Source organism: Streptomyces desertarenae (genome assembly GCF_042681365.1).
Lineage (GTDB): Bacteria > Actinomycetota > Actinomycetes > Streptomycetales > Streptomycetaceae > Streptomyces > Streptomyces desertarenae.
Genome location: NZ_JBHUFU010000001.1, coordinates 451,441 through 474,657, shown reverse-complemented (window position 1 = coordinate 474,657; position 23,217 = coordinate 451,441). Strand labels below are relative to the sequence as shown.

Annotated in this window: 23 protein-coding genes; 12 read left to right on the top strand and 11 right to left on the bottom strand. The window is 76.4% G+C overall.

The genetic code is table 11. The annotated features are described in order from the left end of the window. Positions 1–202 precede the first annotated feature (202 nt). Positions 203–1,612 carry a type I glutamate--ammonia ligase gene (gene glnA, locus ACFSJS_RS02060; RefSeq protein ID WP_380895993.1) on the top strand — a complete coding sequence of 470 codons (1,410 nt, stop codon included), beginning with the start codon at positions 203–205 and terminating at the stop codon, positions 1,610–1,612. A 145-nt stretch (positions 1,613–1,757) separates the two neighbouring features. Further along, positions 1,758–1,985 carry a DUF6011 domain-containing protein gene (locus tag ACFSJS_RS02055; protein WP_380895991.1) on the top strand — a complete coding sequence of 76 codons (228 nt, stop codon included), beginning with the start codon at positions 1,758–1,760 and terminating at the stop codon, positions 1,983–1,985. A gap of 74 nt (positions 1,986–2,059) precedes the next feature. Here ACFSJS_RS02055 and ACFSJS_RS02050 read toward each other — a convergent pair whose 3' ends face one another. The 3 genes from ACFSJS_RS02050 to ACFSJS_RS02040 form a co-directional block, all read right to left on the bottom strand. Beyond that, positions 2,060–2,257, bottom strand: coding sequence for a DUF4236 domain-containing protein (locus tag ACFSJS_RS02050; protein ID WP_380895989.1), 198 nt, complete (start codon positions 2,255–2,257; stop codon positions 2,060–2,062). A gap of 213 nt (positions 2,258–2,470) precedes the next feature. Next, positions 2,471–3,829 (bottom strand): SGNH/GDSL hydrolase family protein, encoded by a 1,359-nt coding sequence (locus ACFSJS_RS02045; RefSeq protein ID WP_380895988.1) that lies wholly within the window; start codon positions 3,827–3,829, stop codon positions 2,471–2,473. A 37-nt stretch (positions 3,830–3,866) separates the two neighbouring features. Next, a complete protein-coding gene (locus ACFSJS_RS02040; protein ID WP_380895986.1) occupies positions 3,867–4,652 on the bottom strand; it encodes a polysaccharide deacetylase family protein in 786 nt (261 codons plus the stop codon). Positions 4,653–5,042: 390 nt separating this feature from the next. On the opposite strand from ACFSJS_RS02040, the gene ACFSJS_RS02035 reads away from it, so the two are divergent. Beyond that, positions 5,043–5,993 (top strand): alpha/beta hydrolase, encoded by a 951-nt coding sequence (locus ACFSJS_RS02035; protein WP_380895985.1) that lies wholly within the window; start codon positions 5,043–5,045, stop codon positions 5,991–5,993. A 39-nt stretch (positions 5,994–6,032) separates the two neighbouring features. On the opposite strand, the gene ACFSJS_RS02030 is transcribed toward ACFSJS_RS02035, so the two are convergent. Next, positions 6,033–7,235: a PucR family transcriptional regulator gene (locus ACFSJS_RS02030; protein ID WP_380895983.1), complete on the bottom strand. Its 1,203-nt coding sequence runs from the start codon at positions 7,233–7,235 to the stop codon at positions 6,033–6,035. A gap of 121 nt (positions 7,236–7,356) precedes the next feature. Then, positions 7,357–8,103, bottom strand: coding sequence for a polysaccharide deacetylase family protein (locus ACFSJS_RS02025; RefSeq protein ID WP_380895981.1), 747 nt, complete (start codon positions 8,101–8,103; stop codon positions 7,357–7,359). Between the two features lie 377 nt (positions 8,104–8,480). On the opposite strand from ACFSJS_RS02025, the gene ACFSJS_RS02020 reads away from it, so the two are divergent. Continuing rightward, positions 8,481–8,840: an arsenate reductase family protein gene (locus tag ACFSJS_RS02020; protein WP_380895979.1), complete on the top strand. Its 360-nt coding sequence runs from the start codon at positions 8,481–8,483 to the stop codon at positions 8,838–8,840. Positions 8,841–8,897: 57 nt separating this feature from the next. On the opposite strand, the gene ACFSJS_RS02015 is transcribed toward ACFSJS_RS02020, so the two are convergent. The 5 genes from ACFSJS_RS02015 to ACFSJS_RS01995 are packed head-to-tail and all read right to left on the bottom strand — an operon-like array spanning position 8,898 to position 13,344. Next, entirely contained in the window at positions 8,898–10,388 is a 1,491-nt protein-coding gene (locus tag ACFSJS_RS02015; protein ID WP_380895977.1) for a cytochrome P450, read from the bottom strand. Beyond that, positions 10,385–11,008 (bottom strand): GTP-binding protein, encoded by a 624-nt coding sequence (locus ACFSJS_RS02010; RefSeq protein ID WP_380895975.1) that lies wholly within the window; start codon positions 11,006–11,008, stop codon positions 10,385–10,387. Before ACFSJS_RS02010 ends, ACFSJS_RS02015 begins: the two co-directional genes overlap by 4 nt. After that, entirely contained in the window at positions 10,989–11,369 is a 381-nt protein-coding gene (locus ACFSJS_RS02005) for a DUF742 domain-containing protein (protein WP_380895973.1), read from the bottom strand. Before ACFSJS_RS02005 ends, ACFSJS_RS02010 begins: the two co-directional genes overlap by 20 nt. Continuing rightward, a complete protein-coding gene (locus ACFSJS_RS02000) occupies positions 11,366–11,752 on the bottom strand; it encodes a roadblock/LC7 domain-containing protein (RefSeq protein WP_380896763.1) in 387 nt (128 codons plus the stop codon). Before ACFSJS_RS02000 ends, ACFSJS_RS02005 begins: the two co-directional genes overlap by 4 nt. A 44-nt stretch (positions 11,753–11,796) precedes the next feature. After that, positions 11,797–13,344, bottom strand: a complete 1,548-nt coding sequence (locus tag ACFSJS_RS01995; RefSeq protein WP_380895971.1) for an ATP-binding protein — start codon at positions 13,342–13,344, stop codon at positions 11,797–11,799. Positions 13,345–13,939: 595 nt separating this feature from the next. Here ACFSJS_RS01995 and ACFSJS_RS01990 point away from each other — a divergent pair. Continuing rightward, positions 13,940–14,500 (top strand): hypothetical protein, encoded by a 561-nt coding sequence (locus tag ACFSJS_RS01990; protein ID WP_380895969.1) that lies wholly within the window; start codon positions 13,940–13,942, stop codon positions 14,498–14,500. 76 nt (positions 14,501–14,576) lie between these two features. On the opposite strand, the gene ACFSJS_RS01985 is transcribed toward ACFSJS_RS01990, so the two are convergent. Further along, complete coding sequence (locus ACFSJS_RS01985; protein WP_380895968.1) at positions 14,577–15,476, bottom strand: Gfo/Idh/MocA family protein; 900 nt, start codon at positions 15,474–15,476, stop codon at positions 14,577–14,579. A gap of 276 nt (positions 15,477–15,752) precedes the next feature. Here ACFSJS_RS01985 and ACFSJS_RS01980 point away from each other — a divergent pair, with 276 nt between their 5' ends. The 7 genes from ACFSJS_RS01980 (at position 15,753) to ACFSJS_RS01950 (ending at position 23,176) form a co-directional block, all read left to right on the top strand. Continuing rightward, the gene (locus ACFSJS_RS01980; protein WP_380895966.1) at positions 15,753–17,078 is read left to right on the top strand and encodes a sensor histidine kinase; all 1,326 of its coding nucleotides are present in this window, start codon (positions 15,753–15,755) and stop codon (positions 17,076–17,078) included. Positions 17,079–17,181: 103 nt separating this feature from the next. Continuing rightward, on the top strand, positions 17,182–17,649 hold the full coding sequence (locus ACFSJS_RS01975) for an SRPBCC family protein (RefSeq protein WP_380895965.1): 468 nt from the start codon (positions 17,182–17,184) through the stop codon (positions 17,647–17,649). Next, complete coding sequence (locus tag ACFSJS_RS01970; protein WP_380895963.1) at positions 17,646–18,125, top strand: hypothetical protein; 480 nt, start codon at positions 17,646–17,648, stop codon at positions 18,123–18,125. The genes ACFSJS_RS01975 and ACFSJS_RS01970 overlap by 4 nt, the downstream gene beginning before the upstream one ends. A gap of 55 nt (positions 18,126–18,180) precedes the next feature. Further along, the gene (locus ACFSJS_RS01965) at positions 18,181–19,824 is read left to right on the top strand and encodes a phytoene desaturase family protein (RefSeq protein ID WP_380895962.1); all 1,644 of its coding nucleotides are present in this window, start codon (positions 18,181–18,183) and stop codon (positions 19,822–19,824) included. A 144-nt stretch (positions 19,825–19,968) separates the two neighbouring features. Then, positions 19,969–21,114 carry an alkaline phosphatase PhoX gene (locus tag ACFSJS_RS01960; RefSeq protein ID WP_380895960.1) on the top strand — a complete coding sequence of 382 codons (1,146 nt, stop codon included), beginning with the start codon at positions 19,969–19,971 and terminating at the stop codon, positions 21,112–21,114. A 252-nt stretch (positions 21,115–21,366) separates the two neighbouring features. Continuing rightward, complete coding sequence (locus tag ACFSJS_RS01955) at positions 21,367–22,416, top strand: phosphatidylinositol-specific phospholipase C domain-containing protein (protein WP_380895958.1); 1,050 nt, start codon at positions 21,367–21,369, stop codon at positions 22,414–22,416. A 73-nt stretch (positions 22,417–22,489) separates the two neighbouring features. Next, positions 22,490–23,176, top strand: coding sequence for a LuxR C-terminal-related transcriptional regulator (locus ACFSJS_RS01950; RefSeq protein WP_380895956.1), 687 nt, complete (start codon positions 22,490–22,492; stop codon positions 23,174–23,176). Positions 23,177–23,217: the final 41 nt, after the last annotated feature.

Genomic DNA, 23,217 nt, shown 5'->3' with positions numbered 1-23,217 from the left:
CGGGCCGGACACGGAACGCACACGGCCGCGCGGGGAGCGTCGCGGGAGCCCCTCCACCCGTCCGCCCGGTTAACATCGCCGAAACGAACGGGTCATGCCCGAGAAATCCCGCAAACCTAGGGTCGGGCGCAGCAGGACACCGCACTGGACTGCCACTCGAGCTGCCACCCCGTCCCCTCGCGGCGGGACTAGGAGGACTTGGATGTTCCAGAACGCCGACGAGGCAAAGAAGTACATCTCGGACAACGACGTCAAGTTCGTCGACGTCAGGTTCTGCGACCTGCCCGGCGTCATGCAGCACTTCAGCATCCCCGCCGAGGTCTTCGACCCGGCGGAGCAGCTGATGTTCGACGGTTCGTCGATCCGCGGCTTCCAGGCCATCCACGAGTCCGACATGGCGCTCGTCCCCGATCTGTCCACCGCACGCCTCGACCCGTTCCGCAAGGACGCCACGCTCAACATCAACTTCTTCATCCACGACCCGATCACCGGGGAGCAGTACAGCCGCGACCCGCGGAACGTGGCGAAGAAGGCCGAGGCGTACCTCGCCTCCTCCGGCATCGCCGACACCGCCTACTTCGGTCCGGAGGCCGAGTTCTACGTCTTCGACAGCGTCCGCTTCCAGACCAGCGCCAACGAGTCCTTCTACCACATCGACTCCGAGGCCGGCGCCTGGAACACCGGCGCCCTGGAGGACAACCGCGGCTACAAGGTGCGCTACAAGGGCGGCTACTTCCCGGCCCCGCCGGTCGACCACTTCGCCGACCTGCGCGCTGAGATGTCCCTGGAGCTGGCCAAGGCCGGGCTCCAGGTCGAGCGCCAGCACCACGAGGTGGGCACCGCCGGCCAGGCCGAGATCAACTACAGGTTCAACACGCTGCTGGCCGCCGCCGACGACCTGATGCTGTTCAAGTACATCATCAAGAACGTCGCCTGGCGCAACGGCAAGACCGCGACCTTCATGCCGAAGCCGATCTTCGGCGACAACGGCTCGGGCATGCACGTCCACCAGTCGCTGTGGTCCGGCGGCGAGCCGCTCTTCTACGACGAGCAGGGCTACGCCGGCCTGTCGGACACCGCCCGCTACTACATCGGCGGCATCCTCAAGCACGCCCCGTCGCTGCTGGCCTTCACCAACCCGACGGTGAACTCCTACCACCGCCTGGTGCCGGGCTTCGAGGCCCCGGTGAACCTGGTGTACTCGCAGCGCAACCGCTCCGCCGCGATGCGCATCCCGATCACCGGCTCGAACCCGAAGGCCAAGCGCGTGGAGTTCCGCGCCCCGGACCCGTCCTCCAACCCGTACCTGGCCTTCTCGGCCCTGCTGCTGGCCGGTCTGGACGGCGTCAAGAACAAGATCGAGCCGGCCGAGCCGATCGACAAGGACCTCTACGAGCTGGCTCCGGAGGAGCACGCGGGCGTCCCGCAGGTCCCGACCGACCTGGGCGCCGTGCTGGACGCCCTGGAGGAGGACAACGAGTACCTGCAGGTGGGCGGCGTCTTCACTGCGGACCTGATCGAGACCTGGATCGACTACAAGCGCACCAACGAAATCGCCCCGATCCAGCTCCGCCCGCACCCGCACGAGTTCGAGATGTACTTCGACCTCTGAGGCCGCCCCGGGCCGGAGCGGACCTCCGCTCGCCGGAGCCGTCCGCGGTCCGCCGGCCGCGTCCCTCCGCCTCCCGGAAGGACGCGGCCGGCGGCCGTTGCGCACCGCCCTCGCGCGGCGGCGCGGGGACTGGTAGACCGGTGGGGTGACCGCCGAGCCCGAACCCTCCCCCCTCCCCCTCCCCGGCAGCCCTGGGCCGTCCGGGCAGGAGGCGCGCCGGCGCGTGCTGTGCCGGATGTGCGGACGCCCCCTGCGCGGCCGGCGGGCGCGGCTGTGGGGGCTCGGGGACGAGTGCCGCGAGAAGCTCGCGATGCGGTCGGCGCCGGTGCGCGGGGGGTGGGAGGTCGAGCAGGAGGCCCTGCCCGGGATGTGAGTCCGCGGTTCCGCTGCGGGACCGGCCGCCGCGGGCGGGCGGGGTCGGCGGACCGGCGCGGAGCGCGGCGGGGGTCAGCGGCTCCGGCGGGCGGTCGTCCTGCGGTAGCCGAACGGGCCGGGCAGGTCCATGGAGGTGGTGCGGCGCCCCCGGGAGTTGTACGTGTGCCGCGGCCCCGCGCCGCCGCCCAGGGTGACCGACCAGGAGCGGCGGTTGATGTTCAGTCGGACCCCGGGCAGGATCCGGATGCTCTTGCGGAAGGTGATGCCCATCGGGTTCTCCTCGCCGTCTGTCGTCGACGCTCGGACGGAGTGCTTCTTCCCCGCGCCGCGGCCGGCGAACTCGGCGGGGCGGGCCCGCCCGGCGGGGAGCGCCGCGTCCCCGCCCGGCGGGGCGGGCCCGCCCGGCGGGGAGCGCCGCGTCCCCGCCCGGCGGGGCGCCGGGCGGGGACGGACCCGCCGCACGGGCCGCGGGCCGCAGGCCGGTCAGCGCAGCAGGTGGAGGGGGACGGCGGCGGCCATCGCCTCCGCCCCTGCGTCGTTGGGGTGCAGGTGGTCGCCGCTGTCGTAGCGGGGGTCGAGCCGCCGCGGGTCGGACGGGTCGCGCAGGGCCGCGTCGAAGTCGATCACCCCGTCGTACTCGCCGCCGGTGCGGATCCAGCGGTTGACGGCCTGGCGGGCGGCCTCGTTCTCGGCGCTGTAGAAGCCGAAGGTGTCGCCCTTGAACGGCAGGATCGTACCGCCGTACGCCTTCAGCCCCCGCTCGTGGGCGCGGGCGATGATCTGGCGGTGGGCGCCGATGATGTCCTCGGCGGTGACCTCCTCGGAGGCGGGGGCGGTGGTGCCCGGGTGCCCGAGGTCGTTGACGCCGAGCAGGACGACGACGTGCTCGGCGCCGGGCTGGGCGGCCACGTCGCGGTCGAAGCGGCGCAGGGCGCTCTGCCCGAAGTAGGCCGCGTAGCCCTCGGCGCCGGAGCCGGCCGGCGGGTTGGGGTCGTGCAGCAGCCGGTTGCCGCTGACGCCCTGGTTGAGCACGCCGCGGGCGTGGGGGCCGCGGGCGGAGCGCAGCCGCTGGGCGAGGAAGTCGGGCCAGCGGTGGTTGGCGTTCACGCCGGTGTCGGAGCCGTCGGTGATGGAGTCGCCGAACGCGACGACGGCCGAGTCCCCGGCCCCGCGGCGGGCGCTCACGCTCACGCCGGTCAGGAAGTACCAGCGGTCGAAGGTGGCGGTGGGCTCGATGTCCGCCGCGCCGGTCACGTTGCCGGGGGCGGCGTGGTTGTGCTGGAAGGCGAAGGCGTGGACCGTCGAGCCGGGGGTGCGCTCGGGCAGGTGGATGCTGACCACCAGGTCGGAGCCGGCGGGCACCGCCAGGTCGACGGGGTCGCTGAGGGCGGGGGCGCCGGCAGGGACGGTGGTGGAGGCGCGCCCGCCGAAGGTGAGGGGCCGGTCGGTGCGCGGGTCGATGCGGGTGGTGGAGCCGCCGCCGGCCCGGCGGGCGATGCGGGCCTCGCCGACGACCAGGGGGCGGTCGCCGAACTCGTTGGAGAGCCGGATGCGGACCCGGTCCCCGCCGACGCTGGTGTGGACGGTCTGCCGGACGGTCTGGTCCTCGAAGACGGTGCCGTCCGAGGCCGGTACGGCCGTGGGCGTGGTCGACCAGGTGCCCACCCAGGTCCGTCCGCCCCGGTCGGCGGTGTGCCGCGCCGCGGCCGGATCGCCCCCGGCTCCGGGCGCGGCGGGCGTGGACGGGGCGGTGAGCAGGAGCAGGGCGCCGGTGACCAGGGCCACGACGCAGCTCGTCGCGCTCCCGGTGCGGTATCCGCGCCGCGCGCGGTCGTCGGTCATGCGGTTTCTCCCGGGGTGCCGGTGGTGCGGGGACGGGTCAGGCGCGGCGGGCGGGGCGGTCGAAGCGCCAGCCCTCGGCGCGCAGCAGCGGGACGATCCGGTCGACGGCCTCGACGGTCTGGCTGCGGTCGCCGCCGCCGTCGTGCATCAGGACGACGGCGCCGGGCGTGACGCCCTCGACGACGCGGCGGACCAGCTCGCCGGTGCCCGGCGGCTCCCAGTCGCCGACGGCCAGCCGCCAGCCCAGCGGTTGCATGCCCAGTTCCGCCGCCACCTCGGGGGTGCCGCCCCAGCTGCCGTAGGGGGCGCGGAAGTAGCGGACCGGCGCGCCGGGGGCGGCCTTGCGGATCTCGGCGTTGGTCGCCTCCAGGTCGGCGCGGACGTCCTCGGGCGACCAGGTGCTCATGTCGTCGTGGCGCATGGTGTGGTTGCACAGGGTGTGGCCGCCCCGGACGATGGCGCGCACCAGTTCGGGGTGCTGCCTCACGTGCTCGCCCCACAGGCAGAAGACCGCCTTGACGCGGTGCTTGCGCAGCACCGCCAGCAGGCGCGGGGTGTCGGTGGGGTCGGGGCCGTCGTCGAAGGTGAGGGCGAGGGTGCGGCCGCCGTGCCGGGTGGAGTCGACGACGGCGGCGGTGGCCCCGCCCCACCCGGCCCCCCGTCCGGCCTCCTGTCCGGCCCGGGCGGGCTCCGCCAGGGTCAGGGTGCCCAGGCACATCCCGGCGGAGAGCAGCAGGGGCAGTGCCAGGCGGCGCAGTCGCCGGGAGCGGGTGTGCCGGCGGCGCGGGCCGGTGCCGCGGGCGGGTTCGGTCTTCTCGGTCAACGCTGGATCCCTTCGGGCGCCCCGGCGCGGGTGGTGGGGCGGATCGGTGGGTGCGCGCGGAGCGGCGCGCGGGGGATGCCGGGCTCCCCGGAGGGTCCCGGCCGGGCGGGGAGACCATAGGGAGGCCCCCACCTGGCGTCAAGCACGGGCCGCAGGCCGCCCGGCGGGGTTGTTTCCGCTGCTCACAACGGTGTTCGGGGGGGTCGGCCGGGTTGTCGGGCACCGGTCGCGCCGGGGAAACCGCGCGCGTGTCGGTCCGGGGCCGCCGTACTCCCGACGCCCGTCTGATGACCTGGGAGGAAGCCCGTGACACCGTCTTCTCACGGCGGCGCGCCGCGCCCCGCCGCACCTCTGGCCCCCGCCCCGCCCGCAGACGACCGGAGGACGCGGATGCGCCACCGGTTCGACCCGGAGCTGGCCGCCGCGCTGCCGATGATGCCCGAGGTCGACATCCTCGACCTGGACGCGGCCCGCGCCTCGCAGGCCGGGCAGCTGGCCGCGGCGGTCGCGGCGGCGGACACCGCGGGCGTGGACGTCGAGGAGGTCCTCGTCCCCGGGCCGGCGGGCGCGCCGCGGGTGCGGCTGCGGCTCTACCGGCCGCGGGGGGCCGCCGGTCCGCTGCCCGCCGTCTACGGCATCCACGGCGGCGGGTTCGTGCTGGGCTCGCCGGACGTCGACCACGACTGGAACCTGATGCTGTGCCGGGAGCTGCGGGCGCTGGTGGTCTCGGTCGACTACCGGCTGGCGCCCGAGCACCCCTTCCCCGCACCGCTGGAGGACTGCTACGCGGGGCTGTGCGGGCTGGTGGAGGCCGCCGGCGACCTGGGCGTGGACCCCGGCCGGATCGCCCTGTGGGGCGACAGCGCGGGGGCCGGGCTGGCCGCCGGACTGACCCTGCTCGCCCGCGACCGCGGCGGTCCCGCCGTCTGCTTCCAGCACCTGTGCAGCCCGGCGCTCGACGACCGGCTCGACACCCCCAGCGCCCGGCTGTTCACCGACACGCCCGTGTGGAACCGGCGCAACGCGCGGCTGAGCTGGGAGGCGTACCTGGGCCACGGCGTGCCGGGGACGCCCGGTGTCTCCCCGTACGCCGCGCCCGCCCGCGCCGGGGTGATCGCCTTGTCGGGGCTGCCCCCCGCGTACGTGTCGGTGATGGAGTTCGATCCGCTGCGGGACGAGGGGATCGACTACGCGCGCGCCCTGCTGGCCGCCGGGGTGCCGGTGGAGCTGCACCTGGTCCCCGGCACCTTCCACGGCGCGTGGGCCGTGGAGCACGCCGCCGTGATACGCCGTGCGACCGCCGAGGCGGTGGCGGTGCTGCGCAGGGCGCTGGGGCGGTGAGCGGCCGGCCGGCGCGCCCGCCGCCACCGCACCACCCGCTCAGCCGGTCCCGGCGTCCGCCAGCCGCAGGGCGTACAGGGCCAGGTGGGCGCGGAACCGGTCCTGCGGATCGCGCAGCCGCCACCCCAGCTCCTTCTCGACGTGCGCCAGGCGCGCGGCCACCGAGCTGTGGTGCAGGTGGAGCCCGGCGGCGGCCTGGCGCAGCGAGCCGGTGCGGCAGAACGCGGCCAGGGCGGCCAGCAGGTCGGCGCCCTGCCCTCCCCCGGCGCCGTCGCCGCGGGCCAGTTCCGCGAGCCGCCGCACGTCGGCCTGCTCGCGCAGCCGCGCGACGGGGATGTCGGCCAGCAGCGCGACGGGGCCGAGTTCGTCGTGGTCGGCCACCGCCTCCTCCGGGGCGCCGGGAGCGGTGAACCGCAGGGCGGCGCGGGCCTGGTCCCAGGAGGTGCGCGCGTCCAGCGGGCCGGCGGCGCCTCCGACGCCGGCCCGCGTGCCGCGTCCGCGGGCCGGTCCGCACCCGGGGGCGGGGGCGCGGTGCGCGGTCCGGTCGCGGGCCCGTTCGCGGACGGCCGCCCGCAGCTCCGCGGCCGGTGACGCGGTCCCGCCGGCGCCGGCGGGACCGTCGTCCGGCCGCTGCACCAGTACCGCCCCCAGCTCCCCGACCCGCGCGACCCGTACGGCGCCCCGCACGGCCCCGCGCCCCATCAGGGCCACCGCCTCCACCCCCGCGTCCGAGCCCGCCCCCGCGGCCACCGCGACCACGCGCAGCGGCACCGCCGGGTCCAGGCCCAGCAGCCGCAGCGCGCGGGAGCGGTCCGCGGCGTCCTCGCGCCCGGACAGCACCAGCTCGACCAGGGCGGGGTCGGCGGCCCGGGGCGGGCGGGCCTGCCGGGGGCGGCCGGCCAGCACCCGGGCGGCGATGGCCATCCACTCCAGGACCAGTTCGTCGAACGGGCCGGGCGCGCCGGGCCGCTCCAGCCAGACGCGGCCGCCCGGCTCCGGCTCCACCCGGCCGGAGACGTGCGCGGGGGTGCCGGGCAGCGGGGCGCCGTCCGGTCCGAACCGCGCCGTGCGGCCGTCGGGCAGTTCCAGCCCCGCCGCGCAGCCGGCCAGCCCGGCCGTGGACCGCGCCAGGGTGACCGGATCCAGACCGCCGCCGAGCAGCGCCTCGAAGTGGGCGATCACCCGCACGGCGGTGGCGGCGTCGGCGTCCAGCGCCGAGAGCCGCAGCAGCAGTCCCTTCACGTCCCGCAGTCTAGGAAGGACGGGCACACGACCGACAGGTCCGCGCACACCGCGGGGGCGCGGGCCGGGGCGCCCGGTCCGCCGTCCCCGGGCGCCCGGAGCGCCGGGGACGGCGGGAGGGTCAGCGGACGGCGGGCTGGTCGAACGTGTAGCCCTGGGCCTTCAGCTGGGGGATGGTCTGGTCGACGGCGGCGACCGTCTGGCTGCGGTCGCCGCCGCCGTCGTGCATCAGGACGACGGCGCCGGGCGTGACGCCCTGCATGATGCGGCGCACCAGCTCGCCGGTGCCCGGGGGCTGCCAGTCGTTGATCGCCAGCCGCCAGCCCAGCGGCTGCATCCCCAGCGCCGCCGCCACCTGCGGGGACTGGCCCCAACTGCCGTAGGGAGCGCGGAAGTAGGTGATCCGCGCGCCGGGGGCGGCCTGGCGGATCAGGTTGTTGGTCTGCTCCAGGTTCTGGCGGACCTGCTGCTGCGACCAGCCGCCCATGTCCTGGTGGGACAGGGAGTGGTTGCACAGCCTGTGGCCGTCCGCAGCGATCCGGGCCACCAGGTGGGGGTGCTGCCGCACGTGGTCGCCCCACAGGCAGAAGGTCGCCTTGACGTTGTGCTTGCGCAGGACGGCCAGCAGGTTGGGGGTGTGGGTGGGGTCCGGGCCGTCGTCGAAGGTGAACGAGACGGTCCGCCCGCCGCTCTGGGTGGAGGTGATGACGGTGCTGTCGACGGCCTGGGCCGGTCCCGCCGCGGTCAGGGTGCCCAGGCACATCCCGGCGGAGAGCAGCAGGGGCGCCACCAGGCGGCGCAGCCGCCGGCCCGTGCGCCGGGAGCGGGGGCGGTCCCCGGCGGTCCGCTCGGCGTGTCTCGCGGTCATGGTCAACTCCGGTTCCTTCCTGGTGCGCGGCCGGGGGAGGCGGACTCCGCGGGGAGCGCGCGGCCTCCGGCCGCGGGGTGTGGGGGATGAAAGTTTTCGGAACCTTTCCGGTCGAGCGGGGAGACCATAGGAGGGCGCCAGGTCGGCGTCAAGCACCGCCCGTCACCGCCGTACGGCACGTTTCCGCAGCTCAGGGAGGCAGGAAGCGGAATTTCCGGGGAACGCGGGGGCCGAGAAGCGGACAGTCGTCGGACCCGGGGCGCCGGCCCTCCGCCGCTTGTCTGACGGCCGCGGGGCCGCGCACGGACGCCGGGCGCCCGGGCGCGTCCCTCCCGAGGGCGGGCGGGGCGCGTCCGGGCGGCCGCTACCGTGGCGGCATGGAGATCTGGACCAACCCCGCGTGCTCCAAGTGCCGCAGCGCGGTGAAGCTGCTGGACGCCGAGGGAGCCGAGTACACCGTCCGCCGCTACCTGGAGGACCCGCCGGACGCGGACGAGCTGCGGGCGGTGCTGGAGCGGCTCGGGCTGGAGCCGTGGGACATCACCCGCACCCAGGAGGCCGAGGCCGGGGAGCTGGGCCTGAGGTCCTGGCCGAGGGAGCCGGCCGAGCGGGACCGGTGGATCGCGGCGCTGGCGGAGCACCCCCGGCTGATCCAGCGTCCGATCATCACCGCCGACGACGGCTCGGCCGTGGTGGCGCGCTCCGAGGAGGCCGTGCGCGACGCGCTGTCCCGTTAGGGGCGGCGGGGGCCCGGGGGCCGCGGATGCGGCCGGCCCGGGCGCGCCCGGCGGGGTTCAGCCGCGCCGCCCCGGCCGCAGCAGGCGCAGCCACCCGCGGGACGGCCGCCGGTGGGACACCGCGGCAGCCGCCCCCGCCGGTGCTCCCGCCGCCGGCTGCACACGCGGCCGCGGGGCGGGCGGCGGCTCGAACGGGTTGCGCGCGTGGCGCGGGGTGAACCGGACGGGCAGGGCGTCCAGGTGGCGGGACCAGGAGGTGGCGGTCCAGGTCAGCTCCTCCTCGGGGACGGCCAGGTGCAGGTCGGGCAGCCGGGCGAGCAGGGTGTCGATGCCCGAGCCCGTGACGGCCCTGCCGATGTCCTGGCCCGGGCACTCGTGCGGGCCGCTGTTGAACGACAGGTGCGAGCGGTTGCCGTGCATGTCCTGGCCCGGTGAGCGCCCGATGGCCGGATCGGTGTTCCCGGCGGCCACCCCCAGCAGCAGCAGGTCGCCCCGGCGGACCCGGCGGCCGCCGATCTCCATGTCGTGCGTCGGGAAGCGCCCGGGGACGACCGTCAGCGGCGGTTCGTCCCACAGGATCTGCTCGACGGCGGCCGGGAGCGTCATCCGGCCGCCGTCGAGGGTGCCGCGGAACCGGGGGTCGGTGAGGACCATCCGCAGCGTGTTGGCCATCAGGTTGGTGGTGGTCTCGTTGGCCAGCACCAGCACCAGCCGCAGGTGCTGGAGGATCTCCTCGTCGGTGAGCCGCGCCCCGTGCTCGATCAGCCAGGAGGCGAAGTCGGGGCCGGGCTCGGCGCGCTTGTCCGCCACCAGCCTCCGCAGGATCCCGTGGATGTGGCGGTCGGCCTCCAGCGCCTTCTCGGTGCCCTTCACGAGTTGCCGGCTGGCCTCCACCAGGCGGGCGCCCTCGGCCTCGGGGAGGCCGTAGAGGTCGGTCAGCACCGTCATGGGCAGCACCTGGGCGAACTGGCCCACCAGTTCGGCCCGGCCGGCGCCCGCGAAGGCGTCGACGAGCCGGTGGGCGCGGCGGTGGACCGCCCGGCGGATGGCCCGGCGGTCGAAGCGCTCCAGGCTGTCCTTGACCGCACCGCGCAGCCGCTGGTGCTCGTCGCCGTCCTGGGAGATGCAGTCGGGCCGCCAGCCCAGCACCGGCATCAGCGGGGAGTCCACGGGGATCCTGCCCTCCCGGCAGTCGCGCCAGTGCCGGGTGTCGCGGGTGAAGCGGCGCGGGTTGCGCGCGACCTGGAGGATCTCCTCGTAGCCGAGCAGCAGCCAGGCGGGGACGCCGCCCTCCAGCAGCACCGGGGCGATCGCGCCGTGCCGCTCCCGCATCCGCTCGTACAGGCCGGCGGGGTCGGCGGCGGCCTCGGGGCCGTACAGGGGCGTGGCGTCGGCGAACTCCGGGGGCAGGGGCCGGCCGCCGTGGGCGGGGCAGCCGGGCGGCGGCGCCCCGGCTCCGCCCGCGGGCCCGTGGCGGGCGAAGGCGCCCGGCGGGACGTCCGGAACGCCGGGGGGCGGGACGCTGGGGTCGGGGAAGGGCGTGCTCACAGTGCCTCCCGGGGCGCGGTGGCGGAGTCGTAGAGGTAGCGCATGAGCGTCAGCAGGACGTCGCGGCTGGAGTCGAGACGGCGGGCGTCGCAGTCGACCAGGGGGACGTGCTCGGGCAGGTCGAGCGCCGCGCGCAGCTCGGAGGCGGGGTGCACGGGGGCGCCGGGGAAGTGGTTGACGGCCACGACGAAGGGGACGCCGCCCTGCTCCAGGCGGTCCATGGCGGGGAAGCTCTCCTCCAGGCGGCGGGTGTCCACCAGCACCACCGCCCCCAGCGCGCCGGCGATGACGCCGTTCCACAGGAACCAGAAGCGCTGCTGGCCGGGGGTGCCGAACAGGTAGAGGACGAGCCGGTCGTCGAGCGTGATGCGGCCGAAGTCCATGGCCACGGTGGTCTCGGTCTTGCGCTCCACGCCGGAGAGGTCGTCGACGCCCACCCCGGCCTGGGTCATCGTCTCCTCGGTGGTCAGGGGGCGGATCTCGCTGACCGAGCCCACCATCGTCGTCTTGCCGACGCCGAACCCCCCGACCACGACCACCTTCACCGACCGCTCGGTCGAGGCCGGCAGCAGGTCCTCGCGCCGCGGTCCCGGGGGCGGTTCAGAGTCGCTGTAGTCCATCGATCAACGCTTTCAGGATCTCGACGTCGGGGTCGGCGGCGGCCGTGTGCGCCGCGCGGGTCTGCCGTGCCTCCACCAGGGACCCGGCCAGCAGGTCCGACAGCAGCACGTGGACGGCGCTGAACGGCAGGTCCAGATGGGCGGAGAGCTCGGCCACGGAGAGCGGGTTGGCGCACATGCGCAGGATGGAGACGTGCTCGGGGCGCATCCCCGGTTCCGGTTCGGTCCGGGCCACGATCAGCGTGACCAGGTCCAGCACCTGCGCGTCCCCGGCCTCGGCGCGTCCGCCGGTGACGACGTACAGGGGAACGGGCGTGCCCTCCTCCCAGTCCCCCTCCCGCCCCTGCCGGCCGCCGCTCACGGCGTCTGCTCGGGGGCTCGGGGCGGGCTGGCGAGATGGTCGCCGATCCGGATGACCAGGTCCCTCATGCGCTGGCTCATCAGTCCGGCGTCCACGCCCTCGTCGGCGGTCACGGCCAGGTAGGAGTTGGCGGCGGCGGCCATGAGGTAGAAGAAGCCGCCGTCGACCTCCAGGACGACCATGCGCACCCCTCCCCCGCCGTGCGGGAACTCCGCGGCCACCGACTGCGCCAGGCTCTTCAGGCCCGAGGACGCCGCGGCCAGCCGGTCCGCGGTGTCCTTGTCGGTGCCGTACTGGGCCATGCACAGGCCGTCGGCGGAGAGCAGGACGATGTGCCGGGTGCAGGGGACGGTGACGGCCAGGTCCTTGAGCAACCAGTCCATGTTCTTGAGCCGCTGCTGCGTCACGTGCTACTCACCTGATTCCGCTACTGGTCGTACGGCCCGTGGTCGGCCGCGGGCCGGTCCGGTGCCCGGTGCACCGGGGATGTCCGGGAGGCGGGGGCGGCCCCGCCGCCGCTCGGGCCGCCGCCGCTCGGGCCGCCGCGGCCGTCGGCGGGCCTGGTGAAGAAGTCGCCCACCCACAGCCCCGTCTCCGGGTGGGCCTCCAGGGGCGGCCGGCCGGTCGGGCCCCCCGCGGACGCGCCCCCTCCGGCGGCCGGTGCGGCGGCCCCCGGCGCGCCGGCCGGGGTGCCGTGGACGCGGTGGCGGCGGCGTTGCGGCAGTCCGCCGGTGTCCCGCTCGGCGGCGCGCCCCTCCCCCGGGCCCGCGTCCGGCCCGGACGGCACCGCCGCGCGCGGCGCGGCGTGCGCCGGGCGCCGGGTCGCCGGGCCCGGGGGGCGGCCCCCGACCCGGGGGTAGGAGTCCATGGGCAGCGAGGTGAGCAGGTCGTGCGGGACGTAGACGACCGCGCGCACCCCGTCGCAGGTGGAGGGCCGCAGGGAGATCCGCAGCCCGAGCCGGCCGGCCATGATGCCCGCCACGCGCAGGCCCATGCGGGCCGTCTCGCCGAGGTCCTCCAGGTCCAGGCCGTCGAGCGCCTGGGTGAGCAGGAACTCGGCGTGCTTGCGGGTCTCCTCGGTCAGGCCCACCCCCTTGTCCTCGATGGAGACCTCGACGCCCGAGGCGACCTCCTCGGTGTTGACGACCACCTTGGTGCTGGGCGGCGAGTAGCGGGTGGCGTTGTCCATCAGCTCGCTGAAGACCAGGCTGAGCGGCTCGACGGCCGGACCGAGCACCGCGACCTCGGCGATGCGGTGCAGATCGATGCGCAGGTACTCGGCGATGGGCGCGCTGCCCGCGCGCAGCACGTCGTAGAGCGAGACCGGCTTCTGCCACTGGCGGGCCGGGCTGCCGCCGCCGAGGACGGCGAGGCTGGTGGCCACGCGGCCGGCGACGTTGACGCCGTGCTCCAGGTGCATCAGGTCGCCCAGGACCTCCGGACCGGCGTGCTTGAACTGCATCCTGCGCAGGTCGGCCTGGAGGCGGTGGATCTCGGCCTGGATGCGGCAGGCGATGTTGACGATCGCGCGGCGGGCGGAGTCGCGCCGGTACTCGCGCTCCTGCAGGGCCTGCAGCACCACGCGGGTCAGCTCCCGGTGGGCGGCCACCAGCCGCGGGTCGGAGTCGGCCGGGTGCAGGGGGTCGGGCAGGACGTCGGCGGGCACCTCGCCGCGCTGCACGGCCGCCACGGCCGGGGGCATGACGGTGCGGCAGTAGTGTTCGAGGTCGGCGAGCTGGCGTTCCGCGCGCCGCTCGGCGGCGGTGGCGGCGCGGCCGCGGCGCACCGCCTCGCAGGCGGCCGCGGCGACGAGGAGGGTGGCCACCGCGCCGCACCAGGCGACCGCGGCGCGGGCGGGTGCGGTGACGGTGGAGACGGCTACGGCCGCGCAGGCGGCCACCAGTACGGGGGAGGCGAGCCATACGCCCCCGGGAGCGGGGCGTCGGCCTCCCGTCAACGAGCCGGCAGGCTCCATGGGCATCCTCTGGCGTTGGTGCGGACGTGGTGACGGGCGTGGGCCGGGGCCGGGTCGCGGAGCGGGCCGGCGGGACGGGGCCCGGGTGTGCGCCGGTTCCCGGTCGGGACGCCGGCGCGGACACGGGACAGGACAGGACGAAACGGGACGGTACGGGATGGAGCAGGCACGGCGGGGCGGAGCGGGACGGGGTGGAGCGGCGCGGGCCGGACGGAGCGGGCGGCGGCGCCGCGACCGGACGCGGCACCCGGCCGCCGCCGGAAGCCCGCCCCGGCATGCGCGCCCCCGGCCGGGGAGTTCCGTCCGGACCCGCCGGGACTCCCCCGCCGCCCCGTCCGGGGACACGGCGGCACCGGGGCACCGCACACGGCGACACGGACCGTGACGGCCGCGGCTCGCTGCGTGACAGGGAGCATAGGGGGCTCCCGCCGGACCGTCACGGCGACTTGACAAATACGATCTGAATATGCGGCAGTACGGAGAGTGCACCGCCGGCGGCCCGCGGGGGCCGGGGAACTTCCGGAACCATCCCCGCCACGGGTTCCGGAACGGGCGGGGCGGCGCCATCCTCTCCTGGAGAACCACAGGGGGCAGGATGAGCAGTTTCCGTACACACAGGACCCGGGTGCACGACGCGGCGCGGAACCCGCGGCACCGGCTGAGCGACCTGCGGTCGTGCCTGCAGCACTTCGCACCGTACGGCTTCGGCGCCACGTACCACTACCTGCGCGCCAGCGCCGGCATACCGAGCCGGCCCGAGAAGGACCCCGACGCGCTGGTGCGGGCCGTCGAGGAGCTGCACGAGGCCCGGCAGGTGTGGCTGGCCGCGGTGGCGGCGTACTCCGAGAGGCGGATCCGCGAGAAGCGCGCCGGACACCGCCGGCCCTCCTGCGCCGGCCCCTGGCGGACCTGGCGGCGCGGCTGGAACAACATCGCCTACTGCCCCGATCCCCGCCGCCACCCCCGCGAACCGCTGCCCGCGGTGGTGCGCCGCGCCCTCCACGCCCAGCCCTTCGAGGGGCCCGGGGCCCGCCGGGCCGGGAGCCGGCCGGCGTGCTGGGTGTGCGCCGGGCCGGCCGGCACCGAGCTGTGGCGCACCGGCTACTGGACCTACACCCTGTGCGCGCGGTGCGGGGTGTGCCTGGGCCGCGAGTGACGGCGTGCCACGAAGCGGCCCGCAAGGGCCCGGTGCCCCGCCCGCGGGCGGGGCACCGGGCCCTTGCGGGCCGCGGTCAGCGCCCGTCGAGCCGGGCCTGGGCCGCCGCCAGGATCTCCGTCACCCGCACCCCCAGCCGTATGTCGCACGGGTGCGGCCGCCCGGTGCGGGCCGAGGCGAGCAGCGCGTCGACGGCGTGGCCGAGGGCCTCCACCGCGTCGGTCTCCCCGTCCGGCAGGGCGGCCGCGCCCGCCGTGCCGCGCAGCTCCACGGCGGTCACGGCGGCCGCCGGGGCCACGGCGAGGCTGAGCGCGCAGGTGCTGGTGGCGCCCGAGGTGTGCCGCATGGCCAGCTGCACCGTGCCGGCCGCGCCGGAGACGGCGGCCAGGGAGCCGTCCAGGTCCGCCACGTCGCCCAGCACCGGCAGCAGCACCGACAGGGCGTGCGGGCCGACGTCCCACAGCCCGCCCTTCTCCCGCCGCCAGGGCGAGTTCGCGAACGGGCTGGCCCCGGCCCCCTCACCGAGGATCCCGCCGAGCCAGGCGGCGCGGCCCACCTGCCAGCCGCCCGCCGCCCGCTGCTCCTCGATCCACGCCGCCGTCTCCGGGCGGAACCGCAGGGTGAAGAAGACCACCGAGGCCACGCCCGCGCCCTCGACCGCCGCGGCGATCTCGCGCGCGGCCGCCGCGTCGGTGGCCACCGGCTTGTCCAGCAGCAGGTGGCACCCCGCCTTCGCGGCGCGCACCGCCAGGGGCGCCTGCACGTCCGGCGGCAGGGCCACGGCGATCGCGTCGCAGTCGGCCATCAGGGCGTCGGCGTCCTCGTAGGGGCGGGTGCCGAAGCGTCCGGCGAGCTGCGCCGCCGCCTCCGGCCGGCGGCCCCACACCCCCGCCAGCTCGACGTCGGGGTGGGCGCTGAGGGCGGGCCCGTAGGCGAGTTCCGCCCAGGGTCCGGTGCCGAGCAGACCGAATCTCATGCCGTCTTCCTCCTGTCGGGTGCGGCTCCCGGGGGCCGGGTGCGCCGTACGGTGGTCCGCGCCACCGTGCCGGAGGCGGGCCGGCGGGTGCGCCGCCGTCCGGGGAGTGGTCGCGCTTCCACGCCCTGCCCCGTGGTGGTGCCAGGTACACCACCGCCCCGGTGCCCGTCCCCCGTGACCGGGCTCCCCCGCGTCGCCCAGACTGGGAGCGCCGGGCGGAGGGACCGCCCGGACACCGCGCGGCGGTACGGCACGGGCGGGGATGCGGAGGGGATCGTGGGCGTGATCACGGAACGGGCCGGGCCGGGGGTGCGGGAGTGGCTGACGGCCGCGGCGCGCGGACTGCCGCTGGCGCTGGTGTCGATCGTGTGCGGGATCGCGCTGTTCGTGGCGGCGGTGCTGTCGATCGCGTTCGTCCCGCTCGGCGTGGGCCTGCTGACCACCCCCGCCGTCCTGTCCGGGGTGCGCTCCTACGCCCGGTGGCGCCGCGCGCTGGCGGCCGACTGGGGCGGGACCGCCATCCCCGACCCCTACCGCCCCCGGCCGGCGCGGATGCGCCCCGGGATCGCCGGGCGGGTCGAGCACTGCGTGCTGCTGCTGAGGGACCCGGCCACCTGGCGCGACCTCCAGTGGCTCCTGGTCGACGCCGTCGCCGGCTTCCTCCTCGCCCTGCTGCCCGCCGCCCTGACGCTCTACGGCCCCTACGGCACGGTGGTCGCGGCGGGCCTGTGGCGGGCCATGGAGGGCGACTGGTTCCTGTTCGTCCCGCTGACCTCCCAGAGCAACGCCCTCCTGGCGATGGGCGTCGGCTGGTGCCTGACGGCCTCCGCCCCGTACGCGGCCCCGCGCCTGATGCGCGCCGGACTCCGGCTCACCCGCGCCCTGCTCGCCCCCACCCGCGAGATGGCGCTGCGCCGCCGCGTCGACCGGCTCTACGAGACCCGGCACGACGCCGTGGACACCTCCTCCGCCGAACTGCGCCGCATCGAACGGGACCTGCACGACGGCGCCCAGGCCCGGCTGGTGGCCATGGGCATGAGCCTGGGCGCGATCGAGGCCCTGATCGAGAAGGACCCTCAGCAGGCGAGGAGGCTGGTCGCCCAGGCCCGGCAGAACTCCGCCGAGGCGCTCACCGAACTGCGGGACCTGGTGCGCGGCATCCACCCGCCGGTGCTCGCCGAGCGCGGTCTGGGCGACGCCGTGCGCGCCCTGGCCCTGCGCACCCGGCTCCCGGTGGAGGTCGCGGTGGACCTGCCCGGCCGCTTCGAGGATCCGGTGGAGGCCGCGGCGTACTTCGCGGTCAGCGAGGTCCTCACCAACGCCGCCAAGCACGCGGGGGCCGACCGGGTCTGGCTGGACGTCGGCTACCGCGGCGACACCGGCGCGCTGCGGATCACCGTCGTCGACGACGGGCACGGCGGCGCGGACCCCGCGGGGGGCTCGGGCCTGGCCGGGGTGGAGCGCCGGCTCGGCACCTTCGACGGGATCCTGGCCGTCAGCAGCCCGCCGGGCGGCCCGACGACGGTCACCATGGAGATCCCCTGCACGCCCGTCGGCCCGGCCCGGGGCGGCACCGGGCCGCGCCCGGCCGCCCGCGGCTGACCCGCGGCTGACCCGCGGCCGGCGCGCCAGGGGGGTTCGCCCGTAAGGGGGGCGGCGGGCTCCCCCGGGCGGTGCATCGCGGAAAAGCGGGTATCCGGCCCGCATGGCAGTGCGACACGTCTGGGTGAACAGGAAGCCCGCGAGGGTGTGGGGCGTCCTCGGCGACGCCGAGCAGTACCAGAAGTGGGTGGTCGGGACCAGCGAGACCCACGAGGCCGAAGGGCAGTGGCCGGAGGTCGGCACCACCTTGCGCTACGAGATCGGGGTGGGGCCGCTGACCGTCCACGGCCACACCGTCGTCCGCATCTGCGAGCCGCCCGAGCGGCTGGAGCTGGAGGCCTCGGCGGGGAGGCTGGGCACCGCGCGCATCGCCATCCGGGTGAGCCCCTGGGGGGAGGGCTCGCTGATCACCATGGACGAGCACCCGCTGCGCGGGGCCGTCGCCCGGGTGCACACCGCCCCCGTGGACGTGCTGCTGCAACTGCGGCACCGGCTGATGCTGGCGCGGCTGAGGGACGTGGTGGAGGCCGGGCGCTCGGAGGCCGACCGGAAGGCGGGGAGGCACGTATGACGACCCGGGACGTCCGCGGCCGCCGCGGTCCCCAGGACGGCCCCGACCGCGCCCACCGGCGTCCCCCCGGTGTGGACGACGCCACCGTCGAGGCCGTCGGCAAGGTCTCCGAGGCGCTGGAGGCCACCGAGCGGGCCCGCGGCCACCTGTACTCCTTCCACCAGATGACCGGCCGGGCCGACCTGCTGCTGGGCGAGGCGGTGGAGATGCTCCGCGCCGCCGGCCACGGGGCGGAGGCGGACCTGCTGGAGACCGAGATCCTCGGCCGCAACGTCATCCCCGGCCACTGGACGTTCCAGATCGTCGAGGGCTACGACGACCACTACTACAGGCCGTTCACCGCCGCCGAGGAGAAGGTGCGCGAGCTGGTGGGCGGTCTGCGCCACCTGTACGAGGCGGAGATGAAGGAGGCGCGGCGCACCCACGGCCACACCGCCCACACCGCCCGCCCCGACACCACGCCGCCCGGCGCCTGACCCCCGGCCCGGCGCGACGCCGGGATCCGCCCCTCACCCAGGAGGCTCGTCGCCCATGACCGACGCACCCGACGCCGTCGTGGTGGGGGCCGGCCCCAACGGCCTGGTCGCCGCCAACATCCTGGCCGACGCGGGCTGGCGGGTGCTGGTCCTGGAGGCCCAGCCCGAACCGGGCGGCGCCGTCCGCAGCGACCGCGGCGTCCACCCCGACTACGTCAGCGACCTGTTCAGCTCCTTCTACCCGCTGGCCGCCGCCTCCCCCACCATCCGCGCCCTGGAGCTGGAGCGCTGGGGCCTGGAGTGGAGCCACGCCCCGGCCGTCCTGGCCCATCCGCTGCCCGGCGGCCGCTGCGCCGTCCTGCACCGCGACCGCGAGGCCACCGCGCGGAGCCTGGAGTCCTTCGCGCCCGGCGACGGGGAGGCGTACCTGCGGCTGACCGGCCTGTGGGACAGGCTCGGCCCCGACCTGATGCGGGCGTTCCTCACCCCCTTCCCGCCGGTGCGCCCCGCCCTCTCCCTGGCCGCGAAGGTGCGGGCGGCCGGCGGCCTGCGGCTGCTGCGCATGCTGCTGCTGCCCGTGCGGCGGCTGGGCGAGGAGGAGTTCGGCGGGGAGGGCGGGCCGATGCTGCTGGCCGGGTGCGCGCTGCACGCGGACATCTTCCCCGAGTCCACGGCCGGGGCGGTCTACGGCTGGCTGCTGGCGATGATGGGCCAGGAGGTCGGCTGGCCGGTGCCGCTGGGGGGCGCCGGGTCCCTCACCGCCGCCCTGGTGCGCCGCCTGGAGGCGCGGGGCGGGGCGGTCCGCTGCGGGGACCGGGTCTCGAAGGTGGTGGTCCGGGGCGGGCGCGCGCTCGGCGTGGTCACCGACGGCGGTGATGCCGTGCGGGCCCGCCGCGCCGTCCTGGCGGACGTGCCCGCCCCGGCGCTGTACGGCGGGCTGGTCGGCTGGGAGCACCTCCCGGCCCGGCTGCGGGACGACATCCGCCGCTTCCAGTGGGACACCTCCACGGTCAAGGTGGACTGGGCGCTGTCCGGCCCCATTCCCTGGAGCTCCCCCGAGGCGGCCGGGGCGGGCACCGTCCACCTGGCCGACGGCATGGACCACCTCACCCGCCACAGTGCCCAGCTGGCCACCGGGCTCGTGCCCGACCGGCCCTTCTGCCTGGTGGGCCAGATGACCACCTCCGACCCCACCCGCTCCCCCGCCGGCACCGAGTCGGCCTGGGCCTACACCCACGTGCCGCAGCACGTGCGCGGGGACGCGGGCGACGGGAGCGTCACCGGCGCCTGGGGGCCCCGGGACCGGGAGGCGATGGCCGAGCGGGTGGAGGCGGAGGTCGAGCGCCGCGCGCCGGGCTTCCGCGACCGCATCGTCGCCCGCCGCTTCCTGGCCCCCACCGACATCCAGGCGCACGACGAGAACCTGGTGGGCGGTGCGCTGGGCGGCGGCACCGCGGCCGTCCACCAGCAGCTCTTCTTCCGTCCCGTCCCCGGCACCGGCCGCGCCGCCACCCCCGTCCGCGGCCTGTACCTCGCGTCCTCCTCCGCCCACCCCGGCGGCGGCGTCCACGGCGCCTGCGGCTCCAACGCGGCCCGCGCGGCACTGGCCTCCGAACGCCTCGCCGGCCACTACCTGGTGGGCCCGGCCCAGGCCGCGCTCCAGCGCGCGGCGGTCCGCACGAAGGGCCGCCCGGGGTAGTCCGGGGCCGGCCGCCCGCCGCGGCCCGCGCCGCCGGGCGGACGTGAGCGGCAGTTCACCGGATCTTCTCCCCCGGCCCCCTTCGGCGGCCGCCCGCGGCGCGCAAGGGTGACGTGTACACGTTCCCTCGATCCGGGAGACCTCATGGAGCGACGCACCTTCCTGAGATCCGCCTCCGCCGGAGCCGGCGCCGTCGCCTTCTCCGGCACGCTGTGGCAGGGGGCCGCCACCGCGGCGGGGACGGCCCCGGCCGGGGCGGGTCCCTACGGGCCGCTGCGGGCGCCGGACGCCAACGGGGTGGCGCTGCCGGAGGGCTTCCGCAGCCGGGTCGTGGCCCGCTCCAGCCTGCCGGTGGGCGGACTGCGGTGGCACCCGGCGCCCGACGGCGGCGCCTGCTACCCGGACGGCGACGGCTGGGTGTACGTCTCCAACTCCGAGGTGCCCCTGGTGGGCGGCGCCTCGGCGATCCGGTTCCGCGCCGACGGCTCCGTCGACCGGGCGTACCGGATCCTGGAGGGCACCAACCTCAACTGCGCGGGCGGGGCGACACCGTGGCGGACCTGGCTGTCGTGCGAGGAGATCCACCGGGGGCGGGTCTTCGAGACCGACCCGTACGGGCGGCGCGAGGCGGTCGCCCACCACGCGATGGGCCGCTTCAAGCACGAGGCCGCGGCCTGCGATCCGGACCGGCGCGTGGTCTACCTGACGGAGGACGAGTCGGACGGCTGCTTCTACCGCTACGTCCCCCAGGTGTGGGGGGACCTCTCGCGCGGGCGGCTGGAGGTGCTGTGCGAGTCGGCGGGCGGCGGCGTGGAGTGGCGCGAGGTGCCGGACCCGTCGGCGCCGCTGTTCGGGCGGCAGACGCGCCGCCAGGTGGACGCCGCCCGCCACTTCGACGGCGGCGAGGGCTGCCACTACGCGCACGGCGTGTGCTGGTTCACCACCAAGGGCGACAACCGGGTGTGGGCGTACGACGCCGAGCGGGGCGAGCTGTCGGTGGTCTACGACCGGGACTCCCCGCTGGACGGCGTGGACAACATCACCGGCACCTCCGCCGGCGACCTGTACGTGGCGGAGGACGGCGGCAACATGGAGATCAACGTGATCACACCGGAGGGCGTGGTGGCCCCGGTGGTCCGGCTCGACGGCCACGGCGACTCCGAGATCACCGGCCCGGCGTTCTCCCCGGACGGCTCCCGCCTGTACTTCTCGTCCCAGCGCGGCACCCTGGGCGACCCGGCGGGCCTGGGCGGGATGACGTTCGAGGTGGCGGGGCCCTTCCGGCGCTGACCCCGCCGGGCCGCGCCCGGACGGGCGCGGCCCGGCGCCCGGCGCCTGGACCAGGCGGGCGTCGACCGGCTGGTCCCCGCGGCAGGGTGGCGCCGTCGCGTGCGGAGCGCCGGGCGCCGCCGGGCGCGCCGGCGGCCGCCCCCCGGGTGTGAGCCGGCTGTTTCCCCCTCCTTCACGTCCGCGCCCCCCTCCGCCGCACCCGACTCCCCTACGGTGAGCGGGACTTGGTCCCCCACAGCGGAGGTGGCACAGATGGAGCGGCGGCGGAGCGGGATGGCGGCGGTGGCGTGCGGCCTGGGCCTGGCGCTGACGACCGTGGCGGCGGCGCCGGGCGCGGGCGCGGCGGACCCGGGGAGCCTGCCCTACTCGGGCGCCACCTCCGTCGGGGTGCACAACGCCTACGAGAAGAGCCGGTACACCTACTTCGCCGACGCCCTGGACTCCGGCGCCTCGCTGCTGGAGCTGGACGTGTGGACCAACTTCTCCGGCCGCGGCTGGCGGGTGGCGCACGACAACCCGCTGGGCAACGACAACAACTGCGAGAACGCCTCCTCCGCCGCCGAGCTGCGCTCGAAGCCCCGCAACCAGAGCCTCGCCGGGTGCCTGGCCGACCTGCGGGCCTGGCACGACGCCCATCCCGGGCACCGGCCGATCCTGCTCAAGATCGAGATGAAGGACGGTTTCGCCGCCAACCTGGGGCGCGGCCCGGCGCAGTTCGACGCGCTGGTCTCGGCCGGGCTCGGCGACGCGCTCTACCGTCCCGGCGAGCTGGCCGCCGGGTACGCCACGCTGGACGAGGCGGTGCGGCAGAGGGGCTGGCCGAGCCGGGACGCGCTGGCGGGGAAGTTCCTCATCCACCTCATCCCCGGCACGGTCGAGGAGTCCAACCCCTTCGACCCGCTGTGGACGGACCGCGAGTACGCGGCCCACCTGCGGGACCTGGCCGCCGCCGGGAACCTCGCGCGGGCCGCCGCCTTCCCCGCCGTGCACCGGGCCGGGGCCGGGGACCCGCGCACCTCCCGCTACTCCGACCCCTCCCTGCGGCCGTGGTTCGTGGTGTTCGACGGGGACGCCTCCGCCTACGTCTCCGGCGGCATCGACACCTCCTGGTACGCGGCCCGGAACTACCTGCTGGTGATGACCGACGCCCACGCCGTGGCGCCCGCCATCAGCGCCACCCGCCCCACCGAGCGCGAGGCGCTCGACCGGGTGGCGCTGCTCGCCGCCGAACGGGCGAGCTTCGTCACCTCCGACTGGAGCGCGCTGCCGTCGGTGCTGGCGACCGTGGTGCCGCGCGGCTGAGGGCGGTTGGCGGCCCTATCGTGTGGGCCCGGGCCCGGTGGGGGCCCGTCCGGGCGAACCGAGGGGACCTGCCGTGCGTGTTGTCCTGGCCGAAGACCTGTTTCTGCTCCGCGACGGCCTGGTACGGCTGCTTCAGGCGTACGACTTCGAGATCGCCGCGGCGGTGGACAACGGGCCGGAGCTGAGCAGAGCCCTGGCCGAGTTGGACCCCGACGTGGCGGTCGTCGACGTCAGGCTGCCCCCGTCGTTCACCGACGAGGGTCTGCAGTGCGCCCTCGTGGCCCGCCGCGAACGGCCGGGGCTGCCGGTGCTGGTGCTCTCCCAGCACGTGGAGCAGCTCTACGCCCGTGAGCTGCTGGCCGACGGGAACGGCGGGGTCGGCTACCTGCTCAAGGACCGGGTCTTCGACGCGGACCAGTTCGTCGACGCCGTCCGCCGGGTGGCGGCGGGCGGCACGGCCATGGACCCGCAGGTGATCCGGCAACTGCTGACGCGGCGTGAGAGGGACCGGCCGATGGCCCGACTGACACCGCGCGAGAGGGAGGTCATGGAACTGATGGCTCAGGGCCGGTCGAACGCGGCCATCGCCGCACAGCTGGTGATCACCGAACGGGCGGTCGCCAAGCACACCTCCAACATCTTCGGCAAGCTGGGGCTGCCGCCGTCCGACGACGACAACCGGCGGGTGCTGGCGGTCCTGGCCTACCTGGACCAGGGGACCCCCGGCGACCGGGACGGCCTGCGGGGAGCCCCGGCGTGAGCCGCCGGCCGGGCCCGGGCGGGGGGACGGGCGGAACGGGA